The following is a 14,909-nucleotide window of genomic DNA, read 5'->3' as shown; positions in this document are numbered from 1 at the left end:
CCATCACTCCTCGGAATGCGGGCGGCATAGGGATTCGCTTGGCAAATGCCATAGACGGCTTGGGCTTCAAAGCCGTGCCACAATTCACATCACTGAACAGGGCGTAAGGTACCAAGGGTGCCGCCACGGAAATCGGAAATATAACGCCTTTGTGATCGACATTTCTCTTCAATATAACAACAAGTTGAATAGCGGCCGCTCTCCGTCGCCAAAATTGAGGCATAAACGCAGATATAAACCAAATTTACTTCAATTCCGGCCACAATCTTGGGGCCAAAGTCGGCAACGCGTTCCACGTTGGTGGAGTAAACAACCGTGAACTTTTGGCCGTTTTTCGCAAAAACGCATCCAGAAAAATCGATTCAAATCTGTGATTTCAGAGACCGCACCCACCAGCTGATCGCCGGGAAATAGACCCGTAATCCTCTTATGAAGGCCAAAGCAGAAAACATCCTGAAGGCCCGAATTCAACACAATAGCCCTGCGGTGACCAACCAGTGCAACTGAAAACGCCGCGCATAATGGCGTGCGATTTCTTCGGGTGCGACGCGTTATTTCAATCCAAAAGGAAAACGTGACAAAACAGCAGGATCATAGGAATGGAATTGGTCCGCCGCCGAATATCACGACAACTTCGCGCGTATACTCTGCCTCTGACACTCCCTCGTTCTTGCGGGTGTGATTTTCGTATTATTCGGCCGCGGGTTGAACAGACGCGCCGGGTGTAAAGCCATTGAAATACTCAATTGCCTGGCACGTTTCTGCGGGTGTCTGATTGCTGAGTGATGAGTGTGGTCTGATGTTGTTGTAATCGTATCACCAAACGCGCGGGCTGGTAATCTCACCGAAAAATTGGGGCGTTTGGAAGTAGTTTTTTTAACGGATGAATGAGGTGACTCTGATGAAGAAATCAAAGCACTGCGACGCTCAGTTCCCTGCGTGTAGCCGCCGATTAATCTTTCACTATGATAGTCCCCTTCATATGCGGGTGAAACACGCAGAAATAGGTATAAACCCCGGGTTTGTCGAATACCACGGCTGCCTTTTCGTTCCGCTCTAGCGGTCCGGTGTCCCAGTCTTGCATCTTTTGTTCCGTTGCGGTGTGAGGCGCGATGTCCAGATTGGTCCAGATCACCTCATCACCGACCGAAACTTCGAGTTTCTCAGGCGCGAACTTGAATTTGCGAATGGAAACCTGATGGCTGGTTGCCCCGGCGGACGCAACCTGTGCACCAGCCAGAAGAGTAAGCGGTGCCGCACCCAGTACGGCACCAAACTTTCTGCGTGACAGTACAGCCATCAGCCGCAATCCAGCCCAGACACCATCTGTTCGGCGTGGCCTTCATGCTGTTTGAATGTTGCAAGAGCATCCTGCAGCAGGTTGGTGAGCGGCTCAACGGTGGTGTTGGGGATGAACTCGTCCTCAACCGTTTTGTTCACGATCTGATGATAGGCGAGCTCATTCTGAGCGTAGGCGCAATCAAAGGCTTTGCCGCGCAGCCCGCTCAGCTCATCGCGTTTCTCGACCGAACCTTTAACCAAGGCCTGGCTGAGGGCGTTGTCCTGGGGCGTTACATTCAGTTGTTGGATCAACGCCCCTGCAGCTTGGTTCACGGCCGCATGATCACGGATCATTGTGTTTGCAAAATCCCGAACGTCGTTATTGTCGGACACAGCAAGAGCAAGATGCGCATAGCGGATGTCGATTTCACCGGCAGTATACGCTGTATGCGCGATTTCAAGATCGTTCATCTTGTTCTCATCTGCAACAGCAGCATAGCCGACGACGACAAGAGCAGCAGAAAGGAAAGCGGTTTTCATCTGGAATCTCCAAAGTTGATTGAAGCCCTGATATGCGTACAGTTTGCCTTGTCTTTGAATTACCTGTCGTCCAGAAGACATGCCCTATCGTTCGAACATGTGGACAGGTATCGAACTCTTGGTAATATCAGCAACCATGCTTGATCTGCTAAGTGATATTCTGACCCGCCTGTCGCTCAAGGGGACACTGTATTTCCGCACCAGCCTTAGCGAACAGCCCTGGGGGATCCAGGTGCCGGCGTTTCAGAACGTGGCCCGGTTCCACTATGTACATCGCGGTGAGTGCGTGGTGCGCGTCGCAGGAGAAGATCGGGCGCTACGCCTTACCAAAGGCGATCTTGTCCTGGTTCCACACGGGGCGGCGCATACGTTGAATTGTCGTGTTTCGGGCCCGGAAGACGCCTTGCCGCTAGATGACGTGCTGGAAAGGTCCGGCTATGATGGTAAGGGTGTTCTGGTGTATGGCGGTAACGACCCCAACATGGAGAACCAGCTGATTTGTGGTCATTTTTCACTAGCCGAAGGATCAAGACATCTGTTGCTTGACCGATTGCCGCCAAGCATTGTCATCCGGGATTATGGCGCCGAGGCCAGCGATTGGCTGGAAGCGACGTTGCGCGTGATAGGGTCCGAGGCAGGGTTCGGCCGTTTTGGAGGTGATTTGATAGCGCTGAAGATGTCAGAGGCGATTTTTGCGCAGGCTATCCGGTGCCATATCGAAGATACCGCCAGAACAGGGGGAAAACTCGCAGGTTTCGCCGATGTTCATCTTACCCGCGCATTGACGGCGTTCCACAATGACCCGACAGCGCAGTGGAGTGTCGATTCTTTGGCCAACAGGGCGGCATTGTCTCGGACAAGTTTCGCAATGCGGTTTTCCGAGAAGCTTGGGATCACACCGATGCAATATGTGACTGCATGGCGTATGCAGATTGCCCGCAGCGCGTTGGTAGAGAAAGGTGTCAGTGTTGCCGAAGCCGCGGATCTGAGTGGGTATTCCTCGGAAGCAGCGTTCAGTCGCGCGTTCAAGAAAGAGATCGGGCAACCGCCTGCCAGATTTCGAACCTCTGCGTTACCCACTCAGGTCTGAACGATCTGCAATGTTGCCGGGTATGCATTCATTCCAACGACAGTGCTCAAAAGTACCTGTTGCTGAGGAGCACACTTTTCCGTCGCAAAACAACGGAGAAGAAAGTTTCCGCAATTTGCCACCAAAGATATATCCGCCCTTATCGATAATCCCGCCGCCATCGCCATGATGGTGCCGCCTTTTGTTCTCGGACTGGGCATTTTCAACCTCTGTCTGACGTCAGACAGACTATTCGAGCGCGACCATTTCCTGCCTGCTTTCGGGGTCTTTTCCCATCAACCTGAAATACTCTTTCGGCCCTTCTGACACTTTCCAGAACCCATCTTGTTCGGTGACTTTTCTCTGAGCCAGAACAGTCGCTTCCTTGGGGTCTTTCGTTTGGAGAGAAAATCGAGTTCGTTTCGCTTGCTTAGCTTGGGGTAGTGCTTTCGAACGTCTTGGGGAACACGCCTACGAAATTACCAAACACCATTGGAGTTCTTTTGTTCAATGTATCTAGCCATGATCAGAATCGCTTCTGCTGCAAAGATGATTAGAGGCATTGCGTCACCTCTTGTGTCACCTTTACAGATCTGAGCATTCCGCTAAGTTCTTAGAGTTTATATATTTTTGAGGAAGAAATGGTGCCCAGGAGAGGACTCGAACCTCCACGTCCATACGGACACTAGCACCTGAAGCTAGCGCGTCTACCAATTCCGCCACCTGGGCAGGTGTCGTGGAGCGGCGTTTAAGCTGACTGGCGGGGGGCGTCAACCGGATTCTGAATGAATTTTGAAAGTTTTTTGAATTCGGTTTTCGAACTGAGATTTTGGCCTGAGTATTTCATGACCGGCGCGGCGAATTAGTGCCTTGTTTGGCTGGCCTGCGAGCGTTAGTTCTAGAGCGCAATTTCTCAGCAGGAGCCCTCTCATGTCGAAACTGGTGACGATTTATGGCGGATCGGGATTTGTCGGTCGCTACATCGCGCGACGTATGGCGAGTGAGGGGTGGCGTGTGCGGGTGGCTGTACGACGCCCGAACGAAGCCATGTTCGTGAAACCCTATGGCGTCGTGGGACAGGTTGAGCCTGTGCTGTGCAATATCCGCGATGACGCCTCGGTCGCGCTGGCGATGCAGAGCGCCGATGTCGTGGTGAACTGCGTAGGTGTGCTGAATGAACTGGGCAAGAACGCGTTTGATGTCGTTCAGGCCGAAGGGGCCGAGCGTATTGCACGCCTGGCCGCACAGCAGGGCATTGGTCGAATGGTGCATATTTCGGCCATCGGTGCGGATGCAAACGCGGCCAGCGATTATGCCCGGACCAAAGCGCTGGGCGAGGCAGGTGTGCTGAAGCACATACCGGATGCGGTGATCCTTCGCCCATCTGTAATCTTCGGTACCGAGGATCAGTTCTTTAACCGATTTGCTGGGATGACCCGCATGGGTCCGTTCCTGCCAGTGGTTGGTGCCGAGACCAAATTCCAACCCGTCTACGTGGACGACGTGGCCCAGGCAGCGGTCAAAGGTATTCTGGGGCAGGCAGAGCCGGGAGTGTACGAGCTCGGCGGGCCGGAAGTGAAAACCTTCCGCGCCCTGATGCAGCAGATGCTTGAAGTGATCCACCGGCGGCGCATCATTGTCGGTCTGCCGTTTTTTGCTGCCCGGATTATGGCGGGCGTGCTGGATATTGCGAAATTCGTCAGCTTCCAGCTGTTTCCAAACAACATTCTGACCCGCGATCAGGTCAGGAATCTGCGTCATGACAACGTGGTATCTGACGGGGCCAAGTCCTTTGCGGACCTAGGCATTGCGCCGACCACTCTGGAATCGGTGCTGCCGGAATATCTGTGGAAGTTCCGCCCATCGGGGCAGTATGACGACATTCAGAACTCGGCGAAAAACCTGCGTATCTGATCAGCTGTAGGCCATGAACAACAATGCCGCGCCCAGAATGACGCGGTAGATCACATAGGGCGTAAAGCTGACACTGCGCAGCAGTCGCATCATAAGGCTAAGCGCCAATAGTGCTGAGACAAAAGCAAATGCCGCGGCAATGGCCCCATCCCGGGCCAGTTGCGCATCAGCGTCGCGTATCACATCCAGTGCAAGCAGTGTGCCAGAGGCCAGAATGGTTGGGATTGACATCAGCATGGCAATCCGCGCGCCGTCTTCTCTGGTATAGCCCAGTTGACGTGCCCCTGTAATGGTGATCCCGGACCGCGATGTTCCTGGGATCAGCGCAAGAACCTGCCACAGCCCCATGACGAAAGCATCGCGAATACCCCAATCAGACGCCTCTTTCTTTTGGGGGCCTTTCTGGTCAATCCAATAGAGCAGCAGGCCAAAGCCCAGCATCGTCCACCCGATTACAGCGATCGAACGCATGGCCTCGCTTAACCCGGTCAGATGCAGAATCAGACCTGCAATCACGGTTGGAAGTGTCGCAATGATGAGGCCCAGAGCCAAACGGGCCTGCGGTGTATCTGTCCGGCCGGTCAGGGCGCGCGGCACCCCGGCAAGAGCCTGCTTCACATCCGCCCAGAAATACAGAACGACCGCACCAAGAGTTCCCACGTGCACCGCGATGTCTATGGTCTGACCCTGATCCTGAAGGCCCGACAAGTTCGGCAGCAGGATCAGGTGACCCGAAGACGAAATGGGCAAAAACTCAGTTATTCCCTGAATGATTGCCACGAGAATCAGGTGGAAAAGACTCATCTGCCCTGCCGTGCTGCCGCCACGTTTTTTATGTGGTGTATGGCTATAAGGGTGGTGGGGAAAAGGAAAGTCTTCATATAGGTCCGAACCGTACCTAAAATTCCTTTAAGAATTGCAGATTTCGAGTGGGAGGGTAAAAAATTCCCACAATATGTCAGTATATATGACTTTTCATCCGTTTGCGCATCGCATAAAGAAATCCAACCAAGCCAATTCATGGAGTCTGACCCGTGGCCAAGCAACCGATGCTGAAATTTGTGCAGATCGACCGCGTCATGCCGGAAAAGCGTGCCGCCAATGACCGCAGAGAAGACTTTAACGAGATCTATGCCGAATTCGCCGCCGAGAAAGCAGCAGAACAGGCCAGCCGGTGCAGTCAATGCGGTGTGCCCTACTGTCAATCGCACTGCCCGCTGCATAACAACATTCCCGACTGGTTGCGGCTGACTGCAACCGGACGGCTGGAAGAGGCTTACGAAACCAGCCAGGCGACAAACACCTTCCCCGAGATTTGTGGCCGAATCTGTCCGCAGGACCGTTTGTGTGAAGGAAATTGCGTGATCGAACAATCCGGCCACGGAACGGTCACCATCGGCACGATCGAAAAGTACATTACCGACACGGCGTGGGACAAAGGCTGGGTCAAGCCAGTGGTCCCTGCGACAGAGCGCCGTGAAAGCGTCGGCATCATCGGTGGCGGGCCGGGTGGTCTTGCCGCGGCAGACATGCTGCGTCGGGCCGGTGTTCAGGTCACGGTCTATGACCGCTACGACCGTGCGGGTGGTCTGCTGATGTATGGCATTCCGGGCTTCAAGCTGGAAAAAGAAATCGTCCAGCGGCGCAACGACCTGTTGGCGGACGGCGGTGTCGAGTTCGTATTGAACTGCGACGTGGACGCCGCAACATTCGCTGAACTTCACGCCAAGCATGACGCGATCATCATCGCAACGGGCGTTTACAAGTCGAGGGATCTGTCCATGCCAGGCAGTGGTCTTGCCGGGATCGAGAAGGCAATCGATTTCCTGACTGCATCAAACCGTAAAAGCTTTGGTGACACTGTTGAGGATTTCGACAACGGACGGCTGAATGCCGAGGGCAAGAAGGTTGTCGTGATCGGTGGTGGTGACACCGCGATGGATTGTGTGCGTACGTCGATCCGTCAGGGCGCGACATCGGTCAAATGCCTGTACCGTCGTGACCGGGCAAACATGCCGGGTTCGCAGCGCGAGACACAGAACGCCGAGGAAGAAGGCGTGGTATTCGAATGGCTCAGTGCACCGAAGGGATTCACGGGCGACGACAAGGTTTCCGGCGTGATGGTGCAGAAGATGCGTCTGGGTCAGCCCGATGCATCTGGTCGCCAGGCCCCCGAAGTGATCGAAGGCGCGGATTATGTCGAGGACGCCGATCTGGTGATCAAGGCATTGGGTTTTGAGCCTGAAGACCTGCCCACCTTGTTCGGGCAGCCCGACTTGCCCGTCACCCGATGGGGAACGGTCAGGGCAGCATTCCAGACCGGGGAAACCGAAATGGATGGTGTGTACGCGATCGGGGACATCGTGCGCGGTGCCTCTCTGGTCGTATGGGCGATCCGCGACGGGCGCGACTGCGCTGACGCGATCATCGACCGGTTCAACGCCAAAACTGCCGTGGCGGCGGAATAACCCCAGTTTTCAGGAGGGTTCGAAATGTCGGAACTTCAAGGCCAATGCATGTGTGGTGCGGTCACAGTCACCGCCACCCCTGCGCGGGATGCTCTGGGGGCGTGTCACTGTGATCAATGCCGTCGGTGGACCAGTTCGATGCTGGTGACCTTTCAGGCGAAAGAAGGCTATGCCGCGTTGGGCCCTGTCAAGACATTTACCTCGTCCGACTGGGCAGAACGTGCTTTTTGCGGCGATTGCGGATCCTCACTCTGGTATCGGATCACGCTGCCGGGTGAGATGCACGGACAGACACAAATGGCGGCTGGCCTGTTTGAAAATGCAGCAGGTAACCCGCTGAAACTTGAACTTTATATCGACAAAAAGCCCGAGGGATACGCGTTCGCAGGTGAACGTCGGCAAATGACCAAAGCCGAGGTCGAAGCCATGTATTCCCCCTCTGACGAAGGAGACAGCCAATGACCAAATATGATGCCGATTGGGTGCGGGCAGAAGAAGCAAAACGCAAGTGGATGGCCGAAAATGGTCTCTATTCCGAAGCAGAAGAGCATTCTTCGTGCGGTGTGGGCCTTGTTGTGTCCGTGGATGGCAAACGGTCGCGCAAGGTGGTTGATGCCGGAATCGACGCCTTGAAAGCGATCTGGCATCGCGGGGCCGTTGACGCGGATGGCAAGACCGGCGATGGCGCGGGCATCCATGTGCAGATTCCGGTTCCCTTCTTCTATGATCAGGTCCGCCGCACGGGTCATGAACCCAAGCTGAATGAATTGATTGCTGTTGGTCAGGTTTTCCTGCCCCGCACCGATTTCGGCGCGCAGGAGCGGTGCCGGACCATCGTCGAAAGCGAAGTTCTGCGTATGGGTTACTACATCTATGGCTGGCGACACGTGCCGGTCGATGTGACTTGCCTGGGAGAAAAGGCCAACGCAACCCGCCCCGAGATTGAGCAGATCCTAATCTCGAACTCCAAGGGTGTGGACGAAGAAACTTTCGAGCGCGAGCTCTATGTCATCCGTCGCCGCATCGAAAAAGCGGCTTTGGTGTCGGGTATCTCGGGTCTTTATCTTGCGTCGCTGTCCTGCCGGTCGATCATCTACAAGGGTATGATGTTGGCCGAACAGGTCGCTGTATTCTATCCCGATCTCATGGACGAACGCTTTGAATCGGCATTCGCGATTTACCACCAGCGTTATTCGACCAACACGTTTCCGCAATGGTGGCTGGCGCAGCCATTCCGCATGCTGGCCCACAACGGCGAGATCAACACCCTCAAGGGCAACGTCAACTGGATGAAAAGCCATGAGATCCGGATGGCCAGCGGAACCTTTGGTGACTATGCTGAAGATATCAAGCCAATCATCGCAGGTGGTTCGTCAGATTCTGCCGCATTAGACTCGGTTTTCGAGGTTCTGGTTCGCGCAGGACGGTCGGCCCCGATGGCGAAAACCATGCTGGTTCCGGAAAGCTGGTCCAAGCAGGCGGTCGAACTTCCGCAAGCGTGGCGCGACATGTATTCCTACTGCAACTCGGTGATGGAGCCATGGGATGGCCCGGCCGCGCTGGCGATGACGGATGGGCGCTGGGTCTGCGCCGGCCTGGACCGGAATGGGCTGCGCCCCATGCGGTACGTTGTGACTGGCGATGGCCTTGTCATCGCAGGATCCGAGGCCGGAATGGTGCCGATCAACGAAGCTACCGTGACCGAAAAAGGCGCGTTGGGGCCGGGTCAGATGCTGGCGGTCGACATGAAAAAGGGCAAGCTGTACCGCGATACCCAAATCAAGAACAAACTGGCCCGCGCGCTGCCATTTGGCGAATGGGTTGGCAAGATAAACGATCTGGACGAAACGCTTGCGGGTGTGGCTGAAGCGCCGATCTTTGCGGGTGGCGAGTTGCGAAAGCGCCAGATTGCTGCGGGATACTCGGTGGAAGAGCTGGAACAAATCCTTGCTCCGATGGCGGAAGACGGCAAGGAAGCCTTGGCATCGATGGGTGATGATACGCCCTCGGCTGTTTTGTCAAAACAATACCGCCCGCTCAGCCATTTTTTCCGTCAGAACTTCAGCCAAGTGACCAACCCGCCGATCGACAGCTTGCGTGAATACCGCGTGATGTCGCTGAAAACCCGGTTTGCCAACCTCAAGAACGTGCTGGATGAAGACAGCAGCCAGACCGAGATCGTGGTTCTGGAAAGCCCCTTTGTCGGTAACGCGCAATGGGACAAGCTGGTTGAGAACTTTGATGCGCCGCTGGCGGAAATCGACTGTACCTTCGAGGCTGGTCAAGGCGCATTAAGCACGGCTTTGACCCGTATCAGAGCCGAATCCGAAGAGGCGGTGCGATCCGGTGCCGGGCATATCGTCTTGTCTGATATGCGGTCGGGCGAGGATCGGATTGCGATACCAATGATCCTCGCGACCAGCGCTGTGCATTCCCATTTGACGCGTCAGGGTTTGCGGACCTTCTGTTCGTTGAACGTCCGTTCGGCTGAATGTGTAGACCCGCATTACTTTGCCGTTCTGATCGGCTGTGGCGCGACTGTGGTGAACGCCTATCTGGCCGAGGATTCTTTGGCTGACCGTATCGACCGCGGTTTGCTGGACGGAAGCCTGACCGAAAACGTCGCGCGCTATCGCGAGGCGATCGATCAGGGCTTGCTGAAGATCATGGCCAAGATGGGCATCTCGGTCATTTCGTCTTATCGCGGTGGTCTGAACTTTGAGGCCGTTGGCCTCAGCCGTGCCATGGTGGCCGAGTATTTCCCCGGTATGACCAGCCGTATCTCGGGCATAGGCATCAAAGGTATTCAGGCCAAGGCCGAGGAAATCCATGCCAAGGGCTGGAGCAGCGGTCTGGATGTGCTGCCCATCGGTGGTTTCTACAAGGCGCGTAAATCGGGCGAGACCCACGCGTGGGAAGCGACCTCGATGCACATGATGCAGATGGCCTGCAACAAGGCCTCGTATGAGTTGTGGAAGCAGTATTCGGCCAAGATGCAGTCGAACCCGCCAATTCATCTACGTGACCTGATGGATTTCAAACCATTGGGCAAACCGGTGCCGATCGAAGAGGTGGAATCGATCACCTCGATCCGCAAACGCTTTGTCACACCAGGTATGTCGCTGGGCGCATTGTCGCCAGAAGCGCATAAGACACTGAACGTGGCGATGAACCGAATCGGCGCGAAATCCGATAGCGGCGAAGGTGGCGAAGATCCGGCTCATTTCGTGCCTGAGCCCAATGGCGACAACCCTTCGGCCAAGATCAAACAGGTGGCTTCAGGTCGGTTTGGTGTGACTGCGGAATACCTCAACCAGTGTGAGGAGCTTGAGATCAAGGTCGCTCAGGGTGCAAAACCCGGCGAAGGTGGTCAGTTGCCGGGTATGAAGGTTACCGACCTGATCGCGCGCCTGCGCCATTCGACCAAGGGCGTGACGCTGATCTCACCGCCGCCGCACCACGATATCTATTCGATCGAGGACCTGGCGCAGCTGATCTACGACCTGAAGCAGATCAACCCGCGCTGCAAGGTGACGGTGAAGCTTGTTGCGTCGTCGGGCGTTGGCACAATTGCCGCCGGTGTGGCCAAGGCGAAAGCGGATATTATCCTTATTTCGGGTCACAATGGCGGTACAGGCGCGTCGCCTGCGACCTCGATCAAATATGCCGGTCTGCCGTGGGAGATGGGCCTGACCGAGGCGCATCAGGTTCTGGCAATGAACAACCTGCGCGACCGCGTCACCCTGCGGACCGACGGTGGCCTGCGCACGGGGCGCGACATTGTGATGGCCGCGATGATGGGGGCCGAGGAATACGGCATCGGTACCGCCGCACTGATCGCCATGGGCTGTATTATGGTGCGTCAGTGTCAGTCGAACACCTGTCCGGTGGGCGTGTGTACGCAGGATGAATCCCTGCGCGCCAAGTTCACCGGTAATGCGGACAAGGTAGTAAACCTGATCACCTTTTATGCGCAGGAAGTGCGAGAGTTGCTGGCCAGCCTCGGCGCGCGATCAATCGACGAGATCATCGGCCGAGCCGACCTGTTAGCTCAGGTCAGCCGGGGATCGGCTCATCTGGATGATCTGGACCTCAACCCGCTGCTGATCACTGTCGATGGGGCACATAACATCGTCTACAACCGCGACAAAGAGCGCAACGCGGTGCCGGATACGCTGGACGCCGAAATCGTTCGTGATGCGGCCCGGTTCCTGAAGGATGGTGAAAAGATGCAGCTGTCTTATGCAGTGCAGAACACACACCGGACCGTTGGAACCCGAGTGTCCAGCCATATTGTGCGGAATTTCGGGATGCGGAACACCTTTCAGGACGACCATCTGCATGTGAAACTGCAAGGCTCGGCCGGGCAATCGCTGGGAGCTTTTGCGGCCCCTGGTCTGAAGCTGGAAGTGTCGGGCGATGCCAATGACTATGTCGGTAAGGGCCTGTCGGGTGGCATGATCGTCGTACGCCCACCACAGGTCAGCCCGCTGAAAGCAGATGACAACACGATCATTGGCAATACGGTGCTCTATGGCGCCACCGACGGGTATCTGTTCGCGGCCGGTCGCGCCGGTGAACGCTTCGCGGTCCGGAACTCTGGTGCCAAGGTTGTTGTCGAGGGATGCGGTTCCAACGGCTGTGAATACATGACCGGCGGTGTCGCCGTTATCCTTGGAACGATCGGAGCCAACTTTGGTGCAGGCATGACAGGCGGTATGGCCTATCTGTATGATCCCGAAGGCAAGGCTGAGGCGCTGATGAACAGGGAAACGCTGGTCACTTGCCCGGTCACTGTGGATCACTGGGAAGAGCAGTTGAAAACGCTCATCATGCGCCATGCTGCTGAATCGCAAAGCCGCAAGGCCACTGACATTCTTCAGCACTGGGAAGTGGAAAAAGGCAGCTTCCTGCAGGTTTGCCCGAAGGAAATGCTGAACAAGCTCAGCCACCCGCTGAGTATTGAAGCCAAAGCAGTTCCGGCGGAATAAGCCGAAACCTATTGTCTCTAAAAGCCCCGCGTGTCATTTGCACCACGCGGGGTTCGTATGTTAACGACGTTTCAGTGTAGGTCTTGCCCGTTTATCCGAAAATCGCCAATCTTTCTTCACACTCAGGCGACAATCATGGGCCGATCTAGGCACCAGATGATAAGCAAACAGGGGCAACTGGATGCCAACACCGTATCAGGATCAGTTTTATACTTTCGATCCAGCAAACCCGCCACCTGCGGGAACGGCAGTCACTGTTAGCAGCTTCACTTTGATCGATGCAGATGATGACAACGAAATTGATGCACCGAGCGGCGATACCGTCAACGGTCAGGACGTCACGAATTCCTGGCCGGGAGACACTGTCACGATCAACGTCGCGGGCGTCGGGAACGTAACCTATACCGGCACCACGTTCTATCTGGCTGACGGATCTCGGGTTTTCACACCGACAGACGGCCAGGTCCTGCAGCCGGGAACATTTGTTTCAGCCACCTTCGTCAACACACAGGGGCCGCTGAATGTCGGCAATCTGGGTCCGCCCTGTTTCACGCCGGGCACCATGATAGCGACCCCGGAAGGCGAACGTGCGGTAGAAGATCTTAAAGTCGGCGATCTGGTCACGACCGTAGATCATGGCCCCCAGCCTTTGATCTGGGTTGGGCGTACAGTGGTGGCCGCCGAAGGAAAGCTGGCCCCGATCCGGTTTGAGGCCGGAGTGTTCGACCTGGATCGTCCGCTGCTTGTTTCGCCTCAGCATCGGATGCTGGTTGAAGACTGGCGGGCCTCGTACCTGTCCGGGCACGCTGAAGCGCTGATTCCGGCACATGCTCTGGTCAATGGAAAAACGGTGGCCCGGGTGGAAGGCGGTGAAGTGGAGTATTTCCACCTTTTGTTCAAGCAGCACGAGATCGTCATCGCCAATGGCGCCAAAAGCGAAAGCTATTATCCGGGGCATGCGTTGTCGGCCTCGGACCGCGAGACGCAGAGCGAGGTCTTGCATTTGTTCCCTGAACTGGCAGGTCATGATCCGATGTCGGTAGAAACCGCGCGCCCGGTTGTTCACCCACGGGAGGCACGCACTTTCGCGATTTAGGCCGTTTCAAACCCGGACGGCGCGTCGTATAGCTGAGGCATGGCGAAGAAAGCAGCCCGCAAATCAAGCGGTAAGAAAAACAAGGCATCCAGCAGAAAAACACCTACGGTGCGCTACATTCGCCGTTGGCTGACTCGTGCGGTTACGGCAATTGCCGGAGCTTTGCTTGCGATAATCCTGTTGTATTCGGTTGTGAACCCACCCGTAACCCATACGATCTGGTCGGAATGGCGCCGTTTGGGAAAGGTTGAGCGCGAATGGGTGCCGATCGAGGACATGGCTCCGATCATGGCGCGTTCGGTCGTGGCAGCAGAGGATGCAAATTTCTGCCTGCACTGGGGATTTGACGTAGAGGCCATTCGCGATGCGCTTGAGGATGGCGGGAATCGCGGCGCCTCGACGATTACACAGCAAGTTGTGAAGAACGTATTTCTTTGGCAAGGGCGCAGTTGGATACGCAAGGCGTTGGAAACTTCGATCACACCTGTGGTCGAGATTTTCTGGAGCAAGCAGCGAATTCTCGAGGTCTATCTGAACGTTGCTGAAACCGGGAATGGCGTTTTTGGGGTCGAGGCTGCCGCGCAACGGTATTTCAACACCAGCGCCTCAAAGCTTACCTCGGTTCAGGCGGCGCGGATTGCCGCCATTCTGCCGTCACCGCGCAACAGATCGGTCACTGACCCGACGGCGCAAACGCGCAGGCGGGCGGCGTCTATTCTGGATGGGGCGGCCACCATCCGCGCAGATGGTCGCGCAGATTGTTTCGAGGATTGAAACCCGTCGCCTGCAAAGGCTAAATCTGTCGGGTACTCACTGGTTCGATTGGAAGCCCATGGCGCGTCTGTTTCATGTTCCCCTCTCTCCGTATTGCCGCAAGGTTCGGCTGTCTCTGGCGGAAAAGAAGATCGAGGTTGAGCTTGTCGAAGAGCGATACTGGGAACAGGACCCCGACTTTTTGCGCCGTAACCCCGCGGGTAAAGTACCAGTATTGCGTCTGGACGGACAAATGATGTCGGAAAGCGCAGCGATCTGTGAATACATCGAAGAAACCCGCCCCGAACCGCCATTGATGCCAAAAAGCCCCGAAGCCCGATACGAAGTGCGGCGCCTTGTTGGTTGGTTTGACGACAAATTCCACCATGAGGTGACGTCGAAGCTGCTGTACGAACGGGTAAACAAAAAAGTGACGGGTCAGGGCTATCCGGACAGCAAGAACGTCAAACAGGGTGCCAAGGCCATCAAGTACCACCTGGATTATATGGCATGGCTGCTGGATCACCGCCGGTGGTTGGCCGGTGACCAGATGACACTGGCTGACTTCGCGGCAGCGGCGCACCTGTCTTCGCTGGACTATATCTCGGACGTGGATTGGAACCGCAGTCAGGTGGTCAAGGACTGGTATGCGAAAATCAAATCACGCCCTGCGTTTCGCTCTATTCTGGCGGATCAGGTGCCGGGTTTCCGGCCGCCGCCCCATTACGCGGATCTGGATTTCTGATAGGGTGCGCCCGGGGGGCTGTCTGCCCCCCATCGCGCATCTGCGCGATTCC

Annotated in this window: 11 protein-coding genes, 1 tRNA gene and 1 pseudogene; 8 read left to right on the top strand and 5 right to left on the bottom strand. The window is 56.0% G+C overall.

Annotation, left to right across the window (positions count from 1 at the left end):
• Positions 1-690 precede the first annotated feature (690 nt).
• The 3 genes and pseudogenes from ACR0LL_RS11595 to ACR0LL_RS11585 form a co-directional block, all read right to left on the bottom strand.
• Positions 691-816, bottom strand: a pseudogene (locus ACR0LL_RS11595) (IS3 family transposase); the annotation flags it as partial.
• Between the two features lie 136 nt (positions 817-952).
• Positions 953-1,300 (bottom strand): cupredoxin domain-containing protein, encoded by a 348-nt coding sequence (locus ACR0LL_RS11590; protein ID WP_480487070.1) that lies wholly within the window; start codon positions 1,298-1,300, stop codon positions 953-955.
• On the bottom strand, positions 1,300-1,821 hold the full coding sequence (locus ACR0LL_RS11585; protein ID WP_480556396.1) for a DUF4142 domain-containing protein: 522 nt from the start codon (positions 1,819-1,821) through the stop codon (positions 1,300-1,302). The genes ACR0LL_RS11590 and ACR0LL_RS11585 overlap by 1 nt, the downstream gene beginning before the upstream one ends.
• A gap of 79 nt (positions 1,822-1,900) precedes the next feature.
• Between ACR0LL_RS11585 and ACR0LL_RS11580 the strand changes: the two genes are divergently transcribed.
• Positions 1,901-2,911 (top strand): AraC family transcriptional regulator, encoded by a 1,011-nt coding sequence (locus ACR0LL_RS11580; protein WP_480586785.1) that lies wholly within the window; start codon positions 1,901-1,903, stop codon positions 2,909-2,911.
• A gap of 621 nt (positions 2,912-3,532) precedes the next feature.
• Here ACR0LL_RS11580 and ACR0LL_RS11575 read toward each other — a convergent pair.
• Positions 3,533-3,619 (bottom strand) — tRNA-Leu (locus ACR0LL_RS11575).
• 201 nt (positions 3,620-3,820) lie between these two features.
• Between ACR0LL_RS11575 and ACR0LL_RS11570 the strand changes: the two genes are divergently transcribed.
• Positions 3,821-4,804 (top strand): complex I NDUFA9 subunit family protein, encoded by a 984-nt coding sequence (locus ACR0LL_RS11570; protein ID WP_480586783.1) that lies wholly within the window; start codon positions 3,821-3,823, stop codon positions 4,802-4,804.
• Here ACR0LL_RS11570 and ACR0LL_RS11565 read toward each other — a convergent pair whose 3' ends face one another.
• Positions 4,805-5,608, bottom strand: coding sequence for an undecaprenyl-diphosphate phosphatase (locus ACR0LL_RS11565; protein WP_480586780.1), 804 nt, complete (start codon positions 5,606-5,608; stop codon positions 4,805-4,807).
• Between the two features lie 230 nt (positions 5,609-5,838).
• Here ACR0LL_RS11565 and ACR0LL_RS11560 point away from each other — a divergent pair, with 230 nt between their 5' ends.
• The 6 genes from ACR0LL_RS11560 (at position 5,839) to fzlA (ending at position 14,857) form a co-directional block, all read left to right on the top strand.
• Positions 5,839-7,272, top strand: coding sequence for an NAD(P)-dependent oxidoreductase (locus ACR0LL_RS11560; RefSeq protein WP_480586777.1), 1,434 nt, complete (start codon positions 5,839-5,841; stop codon positions 7,270-7,272).
• 24 nt (positions 7,273-7,296) lie between these two features.
• Positions 7,297-7,734: a GFA family protein gene (locus ACR0LL_RS11555; RefSeq protein ID WP_267363158.1), complete on the top strand. Its 438-nt coding sequence runs from the start codon at positions 7,297-7,299 to the stop codon at positions 7,732-7,734.
• Complete coding sequence (gene gltB / locus ACR0LL_RS11550) at positions 7,731-12,263, top strand: glutamate synthase large subunit (RefSeq protein WP_480586774.1); 4,533 nt, start codon at positions 7,731-7,733, stop codon at positions 12,261-12,263. The genes ACR0LL_RS11555 and gltB overlap by 4 nt, the downstream gene beginning before the upstream one ends.
• A gap of 181 nt (positions 12,264-12,444) precedes the next feature.
• Positions 12,445-13,359, top strand: coding sequence for a Hint domain-containing protein (locus ACR0LL_RS11545; RefSeq protein WP_480586771.1), 915 nt, complete (start codon positions 12,445-12,447; stop codon positions 13,357-13,359).
• A 39-nt stretch (positions 13,360-13,398) separates the two neighbouring features.
• Complete coding sequence (gene mtgA / locus ACR0LL_RS11540) at positions 13,399-14,133, top strand: monofunctional biosynthetic peptidoglycan transglycosylase (protein WP_480586768.1); 735 nt, start codon at positions 13,399-13,401, stop codon at positions 14,131-14,133.
• A gap of 58 nt (positions 14,134-14,191) precedes the next feature.
• Positions 14,192-14,857, top strand: coding sequence for an FtsZ-binding protein FzlA (fzlA, locus tag ACR0LL_RS11535; RefSeq protein WP_267363152.1), 666 nt, complete (start codon positions 14,192-14,194; stop codon positions 14,855-14,857).
• Positions 14,858-14,909 lie beyond the last annotated feature (52 nt).

It is taken from the genome of Ruegeria sp. AI2 (genome assembly GCF_056541275.1).
This window is presented reverse-complemented; position numbering and strand designations above follow the sequence as displayed.